Origin of the sequence: Staphylococcus sp. GDY8P67P (genome assembly GCF_017892545.1) — a bacterium.
Lineage (GTDB): Bacteria > Bacillota > Bacilli > Staphylococcales > Staphylococcaceae > Staphylococcus > Staphylococcus ureilyticus.
This window is the reverse complement of record NZ_JAESLH010000006.1, coordinates 150,393-167,793: the sequence shown is the minus strand read 5'-3', so window position 1 is coordinate 167,793 and position 17,401 is coordinate 150,393. Positions and strand designations below refer to the sequence as shown.

The window sequence follows — 17,401 nt, the reverse complement described above, 5'->3', positions numbered from 1 at the left end:
ATTTGAATAGAGAGATATTCAATTATCATAAGTGAATTATTTTGGAAATTTAGAAAAGGGGAACTTTATATGGATGCTATAAAGCGATTTGGAAGTGCAATGATTGTACCTGTATTGATGTTTGCATTTTTTGGTATTGTACTCGGTTTAGCAACATTATTTAAAAATCCTTCAATAATGGGGAGTATTGCTGAAGAAGGTACAAATTGGTTCAAAATATGGTCAGTGATAGAGTCTGGTGGTTGGACAATATTTAATCACATGGAAGTGGTATTTGTTGTTGGCTTGCCATTATCTTTAGCTAAAAAAGCACCTGGACATGCAGCACTGTCAGCATTAATGGGATACTTAATGTTTAATACCTTTATCAATGCCATATTAACGCAATGGCCGCATACATTCGGAGCAAATTTAGAAAAGGGTGTAGAAAATGTAACGGGATTAAAAGCGATTGCTGGTATAGAAACATTAGACACGAATATCCTAGGCGGTATTATTATTTCAAGCATTGTCACATGGATACATAATAGATATTATAGTAAAAAATTACCTGAAATGCTTGGTGTATTTCAAGGTTTGACATTTGTAGTAACGATTTCATTTTTTGTCATGTTGCCAATTGCTTTAATTACTTGCATCATATGGCCAACGGTACAAAATGGTATTTCTTCACTGCAAGGATTTATTATTGGCTCGGGTTATATAGGTGTGTGGTTGTATCATTTTTTAGAAAGAGTATTGATACCAACTGGATTACATCACTTTATATATGCACCAATAGAAGTAGGTCCTGTTGTTGTGAATCATGGATTGAAAGCAGAATGGTTCGAACATGTAAATGAATTTGCTAAAAGTAAAGAACCATTAAAAGAATTATTCCCATATGGCTTTATGTTACAAGGTAACGGAAAAGTCTTTGGTTCAATTGGTATTGCATTAGCAATGTATGCAACGACGCCAAAAGAAAATAGAAAGAAAATTGCAGCATTACTAATTCCAGCAACATTGACAGCGATTGTTGTAGGCATCACTGAACCATTAGAGTTTACATTTTTATTTATTGCACCTTATTTATTCGTTTTACATGCAATTTTAGCAGCAACGATGGATACGTTAATGTATGGTTTCGGATTAGTAGGTAACTTTGGTGGAGGATTATTAGATTTCTTTGCTACGAATTGGATACCTTTAGCCCAAAATCACTGGTTAACTTATATTATTCAAATTGCAATAGGTTTCGGTTTTACAGCGATTTATTTCTTCTTGTTCAAGTTTTTAATTATAAAATTTAATATTCCACTTCCTGGACGTAAAAAAGACGATAAGGATATGAAATTATATAATAAAGATGACTATAAAAATAAAGACGGTAAAGCACAAGTTGCTAAAAAAACTGAGTCAGCAAACGAGTTTGAAGCTAAAGCAATCTATTATTTAGAAGGTCTAGGTGGCAAAGAAAATATTAAAGACGTTACAAATTGTACGACACGTTTAAGATTGACAGTGAATGATGTCAATAAAGTTGAGGATAGTGATTACTTTACGCATAAACAAATGGCACATGGCTTAGTGAAAAGTGGGAAAAATGTGCAAGTCGTAGTAGGTATGTCTGTACCTCAAGTCAGAGAAGCATTTGAAAATTTAGTATTTGAAGAAAAAAATAAATAATAACGAGATTGCATATAAAACTTATGCACAAAAAAGGACTAATCCATATGATAATCATTAATGGATTAGTCCAATTTTTTATCAATAACGCATCAATTAATTTTTGCATGCTTGTTAGTAGACATGGTATACACGGCGCGAAGATGGGTCTTACATTCTATTTTGTTTATAAGTGTCCATATAAAAAAACGTCATTTCTATACAATTACAATAAGAATAGACGTTTATGATTGGATGCTAGATTCTTGTATACATGATTTATGTTGATTAAATATCGTGAAATGGTAGCTAAATCAATTTTACTGTATATGTGAGTGATGTCGTACATTAATGTTTTTAAGAAATTCTCGTTTTATGCATTAAACGTGGTTGGTAGGTAGCACTGTAAACATCAATGTTGTGTGTTGCGATAGCGTGAATTAATTTAGAGAATACTGTAGGCGAACAAGAAACGTTGATGGTATTTCGATTGAAGGTATAAACAATTGTTTCAGTGTGATTGAGTAAATTCATAATGTCGATAACTTTGTCTTTAATAAATGCATCATGAAGGCCGTCAACAGCGATTTCGAAACGCTTAGATGATAATAGTAAATGATCCAAGTCTAGTAGGTCTTGTGCATGATTATTTTCTAAAATTTGATAGATTAAATAATTGTGGAAGCTAAGAAAACTAATCAAATATGGTAGTTGTTGCTTAGGTAAATTCACTTCTAAAGCATATAAATGATTTTTTTTGAAAATAGTAAATTTGAACGATTTACAAAAGTGGACTTGTTTCAAAAGTTTTAACAAATTTTTGCGGATATGACGTTTATTTAAACCACTGATGTTTAAAACAAACGTTTCAGTTTTATCTAAAAACATATTATACCTCCATATCTATATAAAGTGACATACGTATATTAAAATTAATATTTAGTGCCCTTAAAATTATACATGTTTTAAATTCTATTAAATTGTACCACTCTTTTTAAAAGAAGACACTAGGTCTTTAGAACGAAGTATAAAATTTTTGGAAATTCCTAGGGTTTTAAAGTCAAAATATTTAGAAAATTCTGTTGTTTAGATGTTCAAAATATGATACATTCTTCTTTATTAATACAGAGAGGGAAGTGTTTTAGATGTTATCAAAAGTAAGTAAGTTTGCAACGAATACGTTCTTAGTATGGATGCTTATTGCAGCTGTTATTGGTTTTATATTTCCAATGCAACTTTCTACTTTAAGTAATTGGGTACCTTATTTACTAGGAATTGTTATGCTAGGTATGGGATTAACCATAGACCCCAAAGATTTTAAAATCATATTTCAAGCACCTAGATCTGTAATCATTGGTGTGGTTTTGCAGTATACGATTATGCCTTTAAGTGCATTTTTAATTGTTAAACTGTTTCATTTGCCTCCAGAAATTGCAATTGGTGTGATTTTAGTTGGATGTTGTCCAGGTGGTACATCTAGTAACGTTATGAGTTACTTAGCAAATGCAAATGTTGCATTGTCAGTAGCTATCACAAGTGTTTCAACATTACTAGCACCATTTTTAACACCAGCTTTAATATATTTATTTGCGCATGAATGGTTACAAGTTTCATTTATCAGTATGTTTTGGTCAGTCGTTCAAGTGATTTTAATACCAATAATCATTGGGTTTGTACTGCAAAAACTGTTCAAGACATTTGCTGATAAGACTGCCACTGCATTACCAATCGTTTCCGTTGTAGCTATTTCATTAATACTTGCATCTGTAGTTGGTAGTAGTAAAGCACAAATTTTAGCCACAGGATTGCTTATTTTTGCGGTTGTCATTCTTCATAATTTGATTGGCTATATACTTGGTTATACATTTGCTAAAATCCTAAAATTAGACCGACCGGACAAAAAGGCAGTATCGATAGAGGTAGGTATGCAAAATTCAGGGCTAGCAGTTTCTTTAGCTACAGTACATTTTAACCCATTATCTGCAGTTCCGGGAGCCGTGTTCAGCTTAATACATAATATTACAGGTCCAATACTTGCAAAATACTGGAATAAAAGGTAAGTATCATTGATTTTGAGATAAAATTAATATGAAGTTCTAAACTAAGAGGAAAACATTAATTTTTTCGTGTTTTTCTCTTAGTTTATATTATCTCTGTCTTTGATAGGCTAGAGAAGTATAAAATATGATACACTGACAATAATTTGATTCAATTTTGTTAAATTATAGGAGGGGAAATGTATGTATCGTGCTGTGATATTTGATTTTGATGGTACAATTATAGATACAGAAAAGCACTTGTTTGAAATAATAAATAAACATTTAAATCATTATGGTTTGGAAGAAGTTAGTTTAGATTTTTATCGTCAATCTATTGGGGGATTGGCTTCAGATTTGCATCAGTATCTAGAAGACCAACTAGGACAAGAACGTAAAGAAAAAATATATCAAGAGCATAATGAAACGAGTATACATTTACCGATAGTTACACATATGAAACAACTTATGGATTATTGTAAAGTGCGCCATATACCCATGGCTATTGCGACAAGTAGTTTTAGAAACGATATTCAACCAACGTTTGATCAATTAGGATTAGATGCGTATATTGATGTTGTTGTTGGACGAGAGGATGTAGAAGAAATAAAGCCAAGTCCCGAACTATATTTAACAGCAGTTCAAAGATTAAACTATAATCCTGTTAATTGTTTAGCTATAGAAGACTCAGTCAATGGGGCAACTGCAGTGGTGAATGCTGGTTTAGATGTTATTGTAAATACGAATGATATGACGGAAAAACAAGATTTTAGTAACATACCCTATTTAGGTAAAGACTTATCTGGTACAGCTATCATTGAAAAATATTTTGAAAAAAGTAGAGGCTAACGTATGAATGGTTATTTAATTTTATTTTTTTTAGGAGGCCCTATTGTTTTAGCAATAGGAAATTTAGTTTTAGGACCTATTTTTAATAAAAAAGTCCCCTTAAAAATACAATTTCGGTCATTTATGGTCGGAAGTCTTATTTACTTATTGGGAGCTTTGGCCTTATATTATCTTATTTTACAAAATCAATTTTAATATAAAACCCCTTATTTTGACATTGGAAAATGCTTCAATAAGGGGTTTTATAATATCGAAATGAAAAATGATAGTCTATTTTAAAAATTGAAGTATTAGTGTCACAATAACTAATACGAGTAATATAGAATCAATACCTACCATAATTGCAAAACGTGGATTTTTTTCTCCAGCAGCTTTAGATTTTTTTACAGCTTTTAAATTAGGGATTAAACTTACACTTAGTAAAATGATAACAACAATACCAATGAAAATACTCATGATTTATCACCACCATTTTTATGAGTATCGATATATTCCCAGATATACCCTGCAATGATACCAATAATCAATCCGGTTATGATACCGATTTTTAAAGCAGAAAACATAGCGCTGATTATGATTGCAATTAGTAGTGAAATAGGTAATGTAATACCAAATTTATATTTTCGCTCTGGTGAATTTACAATAGTAAAAATTAAGTAATATAGTATCCCAAATACAACAATCGTTAGTAAACTTTTTAGCATTAAATTTCCGGCAGAAACATCACTATCGCTAAAATAATTGATTAGGAAAAATAATATACCAAATATAATTGAAACTGTGATTGTACGTTTCAATAGATGTTTATTCATATTGAACTCCTTTATAATAAAATCTATTGAGCATTATATCATATAAAATTAGGAACTATAACTTCATGAACGTTAGACTCTAGCTCATCATTACAATAACGCAAGTTGTAGTCATTGTACTTTACTTTTTTGATATTGCTTATGGTCGTTTAAATAAGCATAGAACAAGCCTATTACTAAACCGCCTCCGATATAATTGCCGATACCTGCCCCCAGCAAATTGATTAAAGCAGGCATGGCTGAAAGTACATCACTTTGGTAAACGACTCCACCTGCGAATAATACGGTATTATAAACAACGTGTTCGTAACCCATAAATGCGAAAATGGATACACCAAACATCATGACAAACATTTTTGCCAAAACATCATCAATTTGCATAGCTATGACAAGCGATATATTTATAAAGAAATTAGCAAAAATACCTTTTATAAGAATGGCAACAAAACCTGCCGTTAGTGTTTTATGATCAATTGTAGCTTCTAATTGTTGCATCATCTCAGGTGTCATAATGTCTGAGGAACGAATCAATAAGAAGAACACCAATCCACCTAAGGCATTACCAATAAAACAGAGTACAAATATTTTAAAAACGCGGATTGGCGAAATGACGCGATAATACAGTCCAACTGTAAAATACATAAAGTTACTCGTTAATAATTCGGAATTTGTAAAAAGTATTAACACTAAAGCAAAACTAAATGCAATTGCCCCGACTAAATTTGCAACGCCCATTGGAAGATCAGAGGCTAATGAAGCTTTAATGAGCAATACAAAAACTGTAATCACACCTAAAATAAAACCAGCCATTATGGCACGTAATAGATAACGTTTTAAATAAAAACTTTGTAAAATATCTTTGGCACGAATTGTCTCTACGACATGATGAACCCACGCTTTACCATAAAAAACTTTATCCCATTTAATATTTTTTTCGTTCAAAACTTTATCCTCACTTTCTATTAATTAAAAATAGTATACTATGTTACAGTGTTTTTGTGAAATAATTCACAAAATAATCATAATTAAATAGGACACTCAATTAACTAAATATAGTATTTAATTGCTCTCTATCATATTGAAATGAAAATTTACATTGCGTTTTCTCTAAAAGTAATCTAAAATAAAAACATATGTAAGGGCTTACATAAATGAAAAATAATTGTTTTAATTTTTAGAATTTATAGTATAATAGCGTCATAATAAGTGAATTATTTTCACTTATATTTGAATGAGATGGGGTTTGAATGATGAATGAGAATAACGAATTACAAAGGGGACTAGGTGCACGTCAAATGCGGATGATAGCACTTGGTGGAACGATTGGTGTCGGACTCTTTATGGGGGCGACAAGTACGATTAAATGGACAGGGCCTTCAGTAATATTTGCCTATTTAATAGCTGGGCTGTTTTTATTTTTAGTGATGAGAGCTATGGGGGAAATGGTATATTTACACCCGACTTCAGGTTCTTTTGCAAACTTTGCAAGTGATTACATAAATCCAGTTGCTGGTTATCTGACAGCATGGAGTAATATTTTCCAATGGGTTGTTGTAGGTATGAGTGAGGTTATCGCCGTTGGAGAATATATGAATTATTGGTTTCCTGATTTACCACAATGGATACCAGGTATTATAGTTGTATTATTGTTGGCTGGTGCTAACTTAGTATCAGTTAAAGCTTTTGGTGAATTTGAATTTTGGTTTGCAATGATAAAAGTAGTAACTATTATCTTGATGATTATTGCAGGGTTCGGTTTGATTTTCTTTGGACTTGGTAATGGTGGAGAGGCTATAGGTCTTTCTAATTTATGGTCACATGGTGGCTTTATGCCTAATGGTTGGATTGGTTTCTTCTTCGCACTTTCTATTGTAATTGGTTCTTATCAAGGTGTTGAATTAATCGGTATTACTGCTGGTGAAACGAAAGATCCACAAAAAAATATTAAAAGTGCGGTTAATGGTGTTATATGGCGTATATTAATTTTCTATATCGGAGCCATTTTCGTTATTGTAACTGTTTATCCTTGGGATGAATTAGGAAACATTGGCAGTCCATTTGTTGCAACATTTGCAAAAGTGGGTATTACATTTGCTGCTGGACTCATTAACTTTGTAGTTTTGACTGCAGCGATGTCAGGATGTAATTCTGGTATATTTAGCGCTAGTCGAATGACGTTGAACTTATCTCAAAAGGGCATGTTACCTAAATTTTTCCGTAAAGTTATGAAAAATGGTGTTCCTATTTGGACGGTTACTGCAATAGCAATTGGTATTTTAGTTGGTGCGTTATTAAATGTTATTTTGCCTTTATTTATTAAAGGGGCAGATAGTATTTTTGTTTACGTATACAGTGCCTCGATTTTACCAGGTATGGTACCGTGGTTTATGATATTAATTAGTCATTTAAGATTCAGAAAAAATCACAGCGAAGAACTCAAAAATCATCCTTTTAAAATGCCAGGCGGCGCAATAACAAATTATATTACAATGGCGTTCTTTATCATGGTGTTAATCGGCATGTTATTTAATAAAGAAACAGTTGTTTCAGTTGTTATTGGTATCGTGTTCTTAGGTTTTATGACATTGTTCTATTATCTAAAAGGCTATCATAAATTAAGTGATGATCAGCAACTTTAAAAAATATAATAACACATCAATTTGTCAGCAATATTAAGTAGTCATAAATGATACATTTTTTTGTATCATTTATGACTTTTTTGTATATCCGTCATTACGTTGGTACACTTACATAAATGCTTTTACAAAAATTTAACAATAGAAAAATACTCACTCAAAACTCGTGCTTTAGAATAAAGTTGAGGTCATAATACATATCTAAAGGAGTTATTATATGAAAATACTTAATAAACTAGCTACTGCTACGATTGCAGGAACAATCATTGCCGGTTCATCATTAGGGAGTGTACAAGGGACTTATGCTGCAGGGAAAAAAGATGAGTCTAAAGATTCAAATCAGAATGCTGATGTAGCTTATATGGGTAATACAAAAAATCCTAAAAACGTTATCTTTTTAGTCGGTGACGGTATGGGACCTTCGTATAATTCTGCTTATCGTTATTTTGCAGATAATCCAGATACTAAAGAAATGGATCAGACCGCTTTTGATAAATATCTAATAGGGAGTCAACGTACAAACCCTAATGATCCAAAAGAAAATGTTACTGATTCAGCAGCTGGTGCAACAGCATTTAGTTCAGGACAAAAAACGTATAATGGAGCTATAGGCGTCGATGCTAATAAAAATAATGTTAAAACAGTATTAGAACAAGCTAAAGAAAATGGTAAATCAACTGGTCTCGTATCTACGGCTGAAATTACAGATGCTACGCCTGCTGCATACGCATCACACGTTGATGATCGTGATAAAAAGGATGAAATTGCTAAACAATTTTACAATGATAAAATTAATGGCAAGCATAAAGTCGATGTACTACTAGGTGGTGGTGCTGAGTATTTTGGCAAAGACAATGGCAATTTAAAAAACAAATTTAAAAAAGATGGTTACGATGTGGTTACAAATAAAAATGAACTACAAAATTCCAAAAGTAAACAAGTATTAGGATTATTTGCAGATAATGATATGCCATTACAGATAGACGCACCAGACAAAAATCCAAAATTAGTGGATATGACTGATAGTGCCGTAAATAAATTAAAACAAAACGACAAAGGATTCTTTTTAATGGTTGAGGGCGCTTCTATAGATAAATCAGGGCATCCAAATGATGTAACTGGGGTAATGTCAGAAATGTCTGGATTTGAAAAATCATTTGAATATGCTATGAATTATGCAAAAGAAAATCCAGATACACTTGTGGTAGCTACTGCAGATCATTCTACAGGTGGTATGTCTATTGCGAAAGGTAAAGATTACGTTTGGAACCCAGATGCCATTCACCAAATGAAACATTCAGGTAAATATATGACTGAAGAAATTAGCAAAGGCAAAAATGTGGAGAAAGTCATTAAAGATGGTTACGGTTTTGAAGTTTCAGAAGATCAAATGAATAAAATAAAAGATGAAGCTAAAAAACTTAAAGATCTTAAAAAAGATGAAAAAGCATATGAAAGTCAATTACAAAAGGTTCAAGATGCTGTACAAAAACCAATTAATGACAAATCAAATACTGGTTGGACTACTAATGGTCATACAGGAGAAGATGTAAATACTTATGCATATGGCCCTGGTAGTGATAAATTTAAAGGAAATATTGATAATACTGATAATGCCAAAAATATTTTCGACTTTTTTCAAAACGATGTAAAGTAAGCAACTAGCAAATAAATAGTGTTAGCGATAGATTAAAAACGAGAACGACATAGAAATNNATTTCTATGTCGTTCTCGTTTATGATGTTATTTAAAAAGTGATGGCAGCAATGATTTAGTGTTTAAACTGGATTTTAGACAAATGTTTACGATAATTATCAAGTGCCATTTTAGACTGTGTGATTGAGTCTAATGAACGTTGATAATTTAAAGCAATAAATCGATAATAAAGAATATCTACCGTGAAAAGTTGTGCAAACAATGATGTTGTTGCGGCCATGCGTAGTTCATTCTCATCAGTTTGACCATAAATTAAAGTATAATCAGAAATTTTAGCTACAGGATTATTGTTCGAGCTTGAAATCGTGATGATAGGTATATTATAGTCAGTTGCAACTTTTGCCATAGATTGCATTTCACTATGACTACCTTGGTTGGTTACAAAAATAATACAATCTTGTTCATCATGAGTAGCCATGGTAGTCATTAATAAATGCGTTTCTTGTATTAAGCGCACATTTAAACCAATCCGAGATAATTTTTGATATAAATCTGTAACAATAACGAGTGATGCCCCATAACCAAATAAAAATATGGTACGCGCATGTTTTAATGTGTCACAGATGTCATCGATGTGATGTTGTTCAATTTGTGAAGCAACACAACTCATTGTATCTGTTGCTCGGGCTAACATTTTAGACTTGATAATATCGACGGATTCATTATCAATTAATTCCATATGATTATTGTTGATTGCATCTTCAGGCAAATAACGTGAAATTGTAATTTTAAGTTCTTGAAACCCTTTTTCTGTTATTTTCTTGCTAAAACGTACAATGGATGCTGTACTTGTATTAATTTCATTTGAAAGGTCTTGGACAGACATATTAATGATACGATGAGGTTCGTTTAAAATAAAATCAGCAATTTTTTTTTCACTTTTTGTAAAAGTTTCATATATATTATCAATTTTATAAAGTACGTTGGTCATAGTTTAACCACCTAAGTTATCAGATTCTCTCATTGATTTTGTTGTACCTAAAAAGAAGGTGAAGAGGAAACCACCGATGTAAGCAGCGATTAATCCTGCAATGTATCCTAAGTACATATGATCTGAAATCAAAGGTAACAATGAAATACCACTTGGTCCAATAGCGGTAGCACCGATGTGTCCAATACCACCAATCACTGCACCACCAATACCGCCACCAATACATGCGGTAAAGAATGGTCTACCAAGAGGTAACGTGACCCCATAAATCAAGGGCTCGCCAATACCAAGGAAACCGACAGGCAGTGCACCTTTAATTGCATTTCTCAAAGTAGTATTTTTCTTACATCTTACCCAAAGCGCTAATGCAGCACCAACTTGCCCTGCACCTGCCATAGCAGCAATTGGTAGTAAGTAAGTAGCACCAGATTGATTAATCATCTCAATATGAATAGGCGTAAATATATGATGTAATCCTAACATAACTAATGGTAGGAAGAAAGCACCAATAATAAAGCCACTAAAGACGCCACCAATATTAATAACACCATTCACTACGGATACTAAACCGTCAGAAACAAAACCAGCTAAAGGCATAATGATAAAGATTGTTGATAATCCGATAACAAACAAAGTAATCGTAGGTGTTACGATAATATCAATGGCATTTGGTACAATTTTATGTAATCTCTTTTCTACGAGACTCAATAACCAAACAGCAAAGATAACACCGATAATACCACCTTGTCCTGCTTGTAAAGGTTCGCCTGTAAAAATATTAGTGATCATATTTTCTTCTGTTAAACCTGTTAGTAATGTCGTTCCTCCAATAACACCACCTAAACCTGGTGTCGCACCAAATTCTTTAGCAGCATTGATACCAGTGAAAATGGCTAAATATGCTAACATACCATCTTTAATTACGTTAAAAACAGTAACAAGTTGCGTAATCCATGAGCCAGATATGACCTCTGCAGCTAGTAAGTTGCTTAAAACTGCAGCAATACCACCGATTAAACCTGCACCAATAAATGCTGGAATCAATGGGATGAATATATTAGCGATTGTTTTTAATAATTTATTGAATTTGCCACGTTTTTGTTTACTTTGAAAAGCGGCTTTGTTTTCTTTGGCTCTTGCTTCAGTTTCTGCTTTATAATCTTTAGTTTGGTGAGGGATGGTTTCACCTAAACGCACACCACTCATTTCAGATATATGAGCAGCTACCTTATTAACTGTGCCAGGTCCAACGACTACTTGTACACGGTCGTCTTTGACAACGCCCATTACACCTTCTGTCGATTTTAATTTATCATAGTTAACTTTATTTTCATCGTGCACCTTAATTCTTACACGCGTCATGCAATTTATAACATTTTCCATGTTCTCTAAACCGCCAACTGCATTTACAATACTTTCTGCAAGTTTTTGTTCTTTAGACATCATAAAACCCTCCTATATACATAAATTATTTTAAGTATTTGGTTTAATTTTTGATTGCTTGCTTAACGATGTGATTATTTTTTTCTAAACGCTGTTGTGCATCTGCTTTTGATGTATCACACATATGCATAACGATAGCAACTTTAAGGTTATGATCTGCAGCATGATATAGTTTTTCAGATTGTTGATAAGAAATGTCGCAGATATCTTGTATAATGCGTATGGAACGGTCAATTAATTTTTGATTTGTAGCTTTTACATCAACCATGAGGTTATCATAAACTTTACCGGCGCCAACCATTGTGATTGTTGAAATCATATTAAGCATTAGTTTCTGAGCTGTTCCAGATTTTAATCTTGTAGAACCTGTTAAGACTTCAGGACCTACATTAACTTCAATTGCATTTTTAGCTATGCTACTTATTTTAGTGTTTGAATTGCATGAAATTGAAACAGTATGTGCACCAATGTGATTCGCATACTTTAATCCGCCGATAACATAAGGTGTATTACCACTAGCAGCAATACCGATTAAAACGTCTTTTTCATTAAGGTGAATATGATGTAAATCTTCTTCAGCCAAGGAGGTACTATCTTCAGCACCTTCAACAGCAACAGTCATGGCTCTTTGTCCTCCTGCAATTAATCCAATGACTTCATCTGGAGACGTATTGAATGTGGGCACACATTCAGCAGCATCAAGCACCCCCAACCTTCCACTTGTTCCAGCACCGATATAAATAATTCGACCACCAGCTCTAAATTGTTTTGTAGTGATTTCTATGACTTTAGTCAAGTCTGGTATGACTTTTCTAATTTGTTGTGGGACTTTTTGATCTTCATCATTCATTGTTTTAAGAATTTCTGTTATAGACATCTCATCTAAATGCATTGTCGCTTTATTTCTAGATTCAGTAGTTAAATCACTCATAAATTTCTACTCCCTTGTTTTTATAATAAATTTAAATGTATCATTGGGCTTCATACAACGAATCAATCTGCGCTCAGCTTCACAAATTTCACCTATAACATTAACGTGAGGATGCGCTGGTAAGTCAGTTTTCAAAAGTTGTAATTCTCCTTGATAACGTCCGTTCAGTTTATTATCGATGGTAACTGTACCAGTGTTTCGAACTGTTGTATTATAAGCATTAATTTCACTTGTACAATAGTGTCTAGCTTCTTGTGAGCGAATTACATCTTGCGGGTTGTCTGGTCGTACAGTGTGAGGTTGCTGTAATATCTTAGTTGCTTGAATATCTAATAAATCAATTGTGAGTGTGAAAGTTCTATGGCATAGTACATTCATTAATTGTTCGTCTAGTGGTGCGCTAATTTTAGTATCACCAATCAAAATTTGTGTTGTCAGATGATCTAATAATAGCTGTGCACTTTCAATAGGGTGTTGTGCTCTCGTTGATTCTATGGTTGGTAAACCTTTAAAAAGGGGGCCACGTTTTGTAGTGCCTGGGATAAAACCGAAGATCGTTGCGTTTGGATTATACTTTAAAATTAGTGAGTTTTGAATATGAACAAATTCAGTTGTTAGACCTGTATCTGGCCGTGGATAATAGTTATGGCAATAGCATAAGTGTGTAAAATCATCTAGTTTTTCATAAAGCTGTTGAAGTAGTGATTCAGAAAGTATGCTGGCATTTAAGCAACAGTGAAAACCATGTTGGATAATGTCATTAATAATTTCTATAGAAGTACTGTGATCAATACGAATCATAAATTGCGCATGATGATATGATTGCAAGAATTCATAAAAAGATTGATCCAGCAATGAAGGATTGATATCAATCATATACGTAAGTTGTTCGTCTGATAAATAATTTAAAAGTTCTCCCAAATAGCGATATTTAGATGTTTCGTCTTCCTCTGGAATTTGTACAGATGTGAAAATGGTCGTATATCCCAAAGCAATCATTCGTCTAATATATGATTTATCAATGGGTTGTCCTAAATAAATAGAAAAGCCATGCATTGTTATCACTCCTATATTGCTGTAATCGATTTCATTTTACAACACATGAAAAAGTATTACAATTTTAATTTTAAAAAAATGTCATTTTGAAATATTATTACAAAAACGCTTGCAATAACTTTTGTGTTTCCAATAATTGATTTTGTAAGGTATCGAGGTACTTAATTGTATTTCCAATAGTGAGTTCTTCAATGGGGTTGGTGTCATGGGTTAAAAGGAATTGGTAATAATTATAATGGGGCAAAGAAAATCGTTGTAAGCTGATGTCTGAAAACACGATAAGTTCGTCTTTAATAAACTGTTGGATATCTTGTTTGTACTGTGCTTTCTTTTTATTTTGAGTAACGATAGCAAATTTATAAGTTTCAATTAAGTTTAATAGTTGGTTAATGCGTTGAGCGAGTTGATGAAATTCTAAATTATACATAAAATGCATCCTTTCTTAAAAAAATTTAAAATGATGAATATGATTTTCTGATTTTGTTAAGCATGGTAGGATATACACTATAAAATTAAAAATGAACTTAAAGGGGCTATTAAAAAATGGAAAAAACAAAATATCGTTTTAAAGATATTGTATGGAAAGACTTTTTCCTTATTGCGATTTTAATTGTAAGTATGATTGTTTTTACAGTGATTGGTATTTTATTTAGTTTTGTTTTTGTAGATCATTTAACAGAAAAAATAGTGATCAAAATAAGTGTGGTTGTACAACTGCTATCATACGTAGTTACTGTGTTTAGCTTTTATTTTTTACATACCAAGGATTTTAAAATAAATTTGAAGAGAAATATAGCATTTATAAAGCAGCATTATTTATTTCTTATCATTGTGACGATTGTTATGATGGTTTGTAGTGGAATTTATAACATGGTGATGCAAATGTTACCCAATGGTATTGGGTTTAATGAAACTCAAAATGAATTAGAACTAATGAATTTATTTGATCAGCCGTCATTTTTACCGTTTACATTTTTGTTAATTGTAATTGGTGCACCATTAGTGGAGGAAATATTTTTTAGACATTTACTGATAGGTGAATTAGGGAAAAAATTTAATGCTATTGTTATGGGGGTTATTTCAGCCATTCTATTTTCACTAATGCATGTGATGGGAGCGGAATCTCCATTAGAAATAGGAAGTTATTTAATTTTAGCGATTGCTATGGTCTATGCATACATCAAATCAGGTTTTAAACTCATTGCAAGTGTAAGTATTCATATGCTCAATAATTTAATCTCATTTGTTTTTACGCTAATTACGTTATATACATAATGGACAAGGTTGAAAAAATCCCACTGAGTTTTTTAGGACTCAGTGGGATTTAAAAATTGTTGATAGTTATTGATAGTAATATCTTGTGTTTTTATTTTTTTCTCAAATGAATATGAAATATCATGGATATCAACAATAGGTATTTCATTAGTTTTACCGAGACCAATTTCAAAAATAACTGCTTTCCATAATCCGTCTGTACATAATAAGCCTATAAAAATTACATTTTCAGTCATAATCTCATTATTTTTATTATACTCCATAGCCATCACATTTCTTTCGGTACAATAGATTAAGACTTCTGAAAAAATGGGCGGCAAGTCAACATGTGTTTGTTGATTGAATTTAATATATCGGTCTAGCTTTTTAAGCGCCCGTCTCATTTTCGTATATGGTAAATTTAAACATTTTTTAATAATTGCGTTTATCTCTTCTTTATATGGAAGTGTAGTATATGATTGACTTTCATTCAATACTAAGAATAAAGCGGTGAGTTGTTTATCAGTTAATTCGAGCTCATAACTATTTGGCGTCTCTTGGAGTTGATAACCACCTAATTTTCCATGTTTTGCTAGAATTTTTACTCCCTGATCTTCTAAATCTTGAATATCTCTTAAAATTGTACGTTTCGATACATTTAAGTCTGTCGCGAGTTCTGAAGCGGTAATTTGCTTATTTTGTTGTATGGCTTGTACCAATTTATTTTGCCTTTCGCGTTTATTCATTAGAAAGTCACCTCCCAAATGATTACATATTACATTCATTATAGCATAAAAGTGACAATGACGACATTTATAAAGTTTTAAAAAAAAGTTATAGAAAACGCTTACATTTTTTAGTTGTTTATGTTAGTATAATAATTAGTAACAAGGGGGTAGCGAAAAGATGACAAAGGGGTAGGCTATTACATATAGTTTTGTTAACATCTTTTTCGTACGAGTTACTAAGCAAACATCTTCAATATTTATTACTTACTTTCCTTTCTATAAGAGGCTGGGGCAATTAAATTGTCTCAGCCTCTTATCATTTTATTGAATATCATACTTATCGGTATAGAATAATGAAATCATTTATCGGACGATAGTGAATCGAATAGTTTGTTACCGTAATTATATTTATATGATAAAATAAAACAAATTATACATATGAAATAATTAAAATGAAAAAATTTAGTGATTCGCTTAAAGAGGAGGTCGCAAATGAATAAAGAAACATTATTAGATATAGATAATTTAGTTAGAGATTGGTTAACAACATTAGATGATATTATCCCACAATTAATAAAACAAATGGTTACTTCAACGAAAAAAAATCGATTTGATTTAGTGACTAATGTAGATAAATCTATTCAACAAAATTTTGAGCAATTTTTACAGCAACATTTTCCAAATCACCAACTTTTTGCGGAAGAAAAATCGAATGAAGGTATTCAAGCAAAAAAGGGTCATGTATGGGTCATGGATCCGATTGATGGTACTACAAATTTAGTTAAGCAACAGGAAGATTATTGCATTATATTAGGCTACTTTGTGGATGGTGAACCTACGTTGTCATACATTTATGATTATCCACACGGCAAGCTTTATAAAGCTATCAAGGGCCAAGGCGCATATATGAATGGTAAATTATTGCAACAGCCAGAAGATCTAAAATTAGAAGACGCGATTATTTCATTTAATACTTTGGTAATGAATGATGATACGATTCATGATTTAAATGATGCTTCATTTGGATATCGTTTCATTGGTTCATGTGGCTTAGATTCTGTGCGCGTAATTTTAGGACAATTTGGCGCACATGTAAATACAAATCCTAAACCATGGGATATCGCTGCACAGTTTTTATTCGCTGAAGAATTGGGATTGACAATGACGACGTTAAATAATTCAACTATAGATTTTGCGAAAGCGGGGCCATTTATTATAAGTAACAAAGCTTGTCATAAAGAAATGTTGACGATTCTAAATTCAGGATCTGGGTATCAAAAATAATTATTTTAAAATATTAATTATTTAACAATAGGTCTTAAGCACCATGTTCATTAAATAATTTTACTATATAATCTATAA

18 protein-coding genes are annotated in these 17,401 nt (G+C 32.0%); 8 read left to right on the top strand and 10 right to left on the bottom strand.

What is annotated here, in order from left to right:
• Window positions 1-69 precede the first annotated feature (69 nt).
• Complete coding sequence (locus KA833_RS03330) at window positions 70-1,668, top strand: alpha-glucoside-specific PTS transporter subunit IIBC (RefSeq protein ID WP_210128010.1); 1,599 nt, start codon at window positions 70-72, stop codon at window positions 1,666-1,668.
• Between the two features lie 336 nt (window positions 1,669-2,004).
• Here the strand turns inward: KA833_RS03330 and KA833_RS03325 are convergent, their stop codons facing one another.
• On the bottom strand, window positions 2,005-2,535 hold the full coding sequence (locus tag KA833_RS03325) for a hypothetical protein (RefSeq protein WP_046208496.1): 531 nt from the start codon (window positions 2,533-2,535) through the stop codon (window positions 2,005-2,007).
• Window positions 2,536-2,792: 257 nt separating this feature from the next.
• Between KA833_RS03325 and KA833_RS03320 the strand changes: the two genes are divergently transcribed.
• The 3 genes from KA833_RS03320 to KA833_RS13840 all read left to right on the top strand — a co-directional run bounded on the left by KA833_RS03320 (window position 2,793) and on the right by KA833_RS13840 (window position 4,727).
• Window positions 2,793-3,707, top strand: a complete 915-nt coding sequence (locus tag KA833_RS03320) for a bile acid:sodium symporter family protein (protein ID WP_046208495.1) — start codon at window positions 2,793-2,795, stop codon at window positions 3,705-3,707.
• Between the two features lie 180 nt (window positions 3,708-3,887).
• Window positions 3,888-4,532 (top strand): HAD family hydrolase, encoded by a 645-nt coding sequence (locus KA833_RS03315; protein ID WP_210128012.1) that lies wholly within the window; start codon window positions 3,888-3,890, stop codon window positions 4,530-4,532.
• Window positions 4,533-4,535: 3 nt separating this feature from the next.
• Window positions 4,536-4,727, top strand: a complete 192-nt coding sequence (locus KA833_RS13840; protein WP_046208493.1) for a hypothetical protein — start codon at window positions 4,536-4,538, stop codon at window positions 4,725-4,727.
• Window positions 4,728-4,802: 75 nt separating this feature from the next.
• On the opposite strand, the gene KA833_RS03310 is transcribed toward KA833_RS13840, so the two are convergent.
• The 3 genes from KA833_RS03310 to KA833_RS03300 form a co-directional block, all read right to left on the bottom strand.
• On the bottom strand, window positions 4,803-4,988 hold the full coding sequence (locus KA833_RS03310; RefSeq protein WP_046208492.1) for a hypothetical protein: 186 nt from the start codon (window positions 4,986-4,988) through the stop codon (window positions 4,803-4,805).
• A complete protein-coding gene (locus tag KA833_RS03305) occupies window positions 4,985-5,344 on the bottom strand; it encodes an SND2/TMEM208 family protein (protein ID WP_046208491.1) in 360 nt (119 codons plus the stop codon). Before KA833_RS03305 ends, KA833_RS03310 begins: the two co-directional genes overlap by 4 nt.
• 111 nt (window positions 5,345-5,455) lie before the next feature.
• Entirely contained in the window at window positions 5,456-6,286 is an 831-nt protein-coding gene (locus KA833_RS03300; protein ID WP_210128014.1) for a formate/nitrite transporter family protein, read from the bottom strand.
• Between the two features lie 308 nt (window positions 6,287-6,594).
• On the opposite strand from KA833_RS03300, the gene KA833_RS03295 reads away from it, so the two are divergent.
• Complete coding sequence (locus KA833_RS03295) at window positions 6,595-7,983, top strand: amino acid permease (RefSeq protein WP_046208490.1); 1,389 nt, start codon at window positions 6,595-6,597, stop codon at window positions 7,981-7,983.
• Between the two features lie 214 nt (window positions 7,984-8,197).
• A complete protein-coding gene (locus KA833_RS03290; protein WP_046208489.1) occupies window positions 8,198-9,637 on the top strand; it encodes an alkaline phosphatase in 1,440 nt (479 codons plus the stop codon).
• A gap of 114 nt (window positions 9,638-9,751) precedes the next feature.
• Here KA833_RS03290 and KA833_RS03285 read toward each other — a convergent pair whose 3' ends face one another.
• From KA833_RS03285 to KA833_RS03265, 5 genes are all read right to left on the bottom strand, one after another.
• Window positions 9,752-10,627: a MurR/RpiR family transcriptional regulator gene (locus tag KA833_RS03285; RefSeq protein ID WP_046208488.1), complete on the bottom strand. Its 876-nt coding sequence runs from the start codon at window positions 10,625-10,627 to the stop codon at window positions 9,752-9,754.
• 3 nt (window positions 10,628-10,630) lie between these two features.
• The gene (locus tag KA833_RS03280; RefSeq protein WP_070657915.1) at window positions 10,631-12,070 is read right to left on the bottom strand and encodes a PTS transporter subunit EIIC; all 1,440 of its coding nucleotides are present in this window, start codon (window positions 12,068-12,070) and stop codon (window positions 10,631-10,633) included.
• A gap of 43 nt (window positions 12,071-12,113) precedes the next feature.
• Entirely contained in the window at window positions 12,114-13,001 is an 888-nt protein-coding gene (gene murQ, locus KA833_RS03275) for an N-acetylmuramic acid 6-phosphate etherase (RefSeq protein WP_046208486.1), read from the bottom strand.
• A gap of 6 nt (window positions 13,002-13,007) precedes the next feature.
• Window positions 13,008-14,057: a MupG family TIM beta-alpha barrel fold protein gene (locus tag KA833_RS03270; protein ID WP_064209357.1), complete on the bottom strand. Its 1,050-nt coding sequence runs from the start codon at window positions 14,055-14,057 to the stop codon at window positions 13,008-13,010.
• Between the two features lie 97 nt (window positions 14,058-14,154).
• A complete protein-coding gene (locus KA833_RS03265; RefSeq protein ID WP_046208484.1) occupies window positions 14,155-14,484 on the bottom strand; it encodes a hypothetical protein in 330 nt (109 codons plus the stop codon).
• Between the two features lie 116 nt (window positions 14,485-14,600).
• Between KA833_RS03265 and KA833_RS03260 the strand changes: the two genes are divergently transcribed.
• Window positions 14,601-15,332 (top strand): CPBP family intramembrane glutamic endopeptidase, encoded by a 732-nt coding sequence (locus tag KA833_RS03260; RefSeq protein ID WP_210128016.1) that lies wholly within the window; start codon window positions 14,601-14,603, stop codon window positions 15,330-15,332.
• A gap of 32 nt (window positions 15,333-15,364) precedes the next feature.
• Here the strand turns inward: KA833_RS03260 and KA833_RS03255 are convergent, their stop codons facing one another.
• Complete coding sequence (locus KA833_RS03255; protein WP_046208482.1) at window positions 15,365-16,057, bottom strand: helix-turn-helix transcriptional regulator; 693 nt, start codon at window positions 16,055-16,057, stop codon at window positions 15,365-15,367.
• A 474-nt stretch (window positions 16,058-16,531) separates the two neighbouring features.
• Between KA833_RS03255 and KA833_RS03250 the strand changes: the two genes are divergently transcribed.
• Window positions 16,532-17,323 (top strand): inositol monophosphatase family protein, encoded by a 792-nt coding sequence (locus KA833_RS03250; RefSeq protein WP_046208481.1) that lies wholly within the window; start codon window positions 16,532-16,534, stop codon window positions 17,321-17,323.
• The last annotated feature ends 78 nt before the right edge of the window (window positions 17,324-17,401 follow it).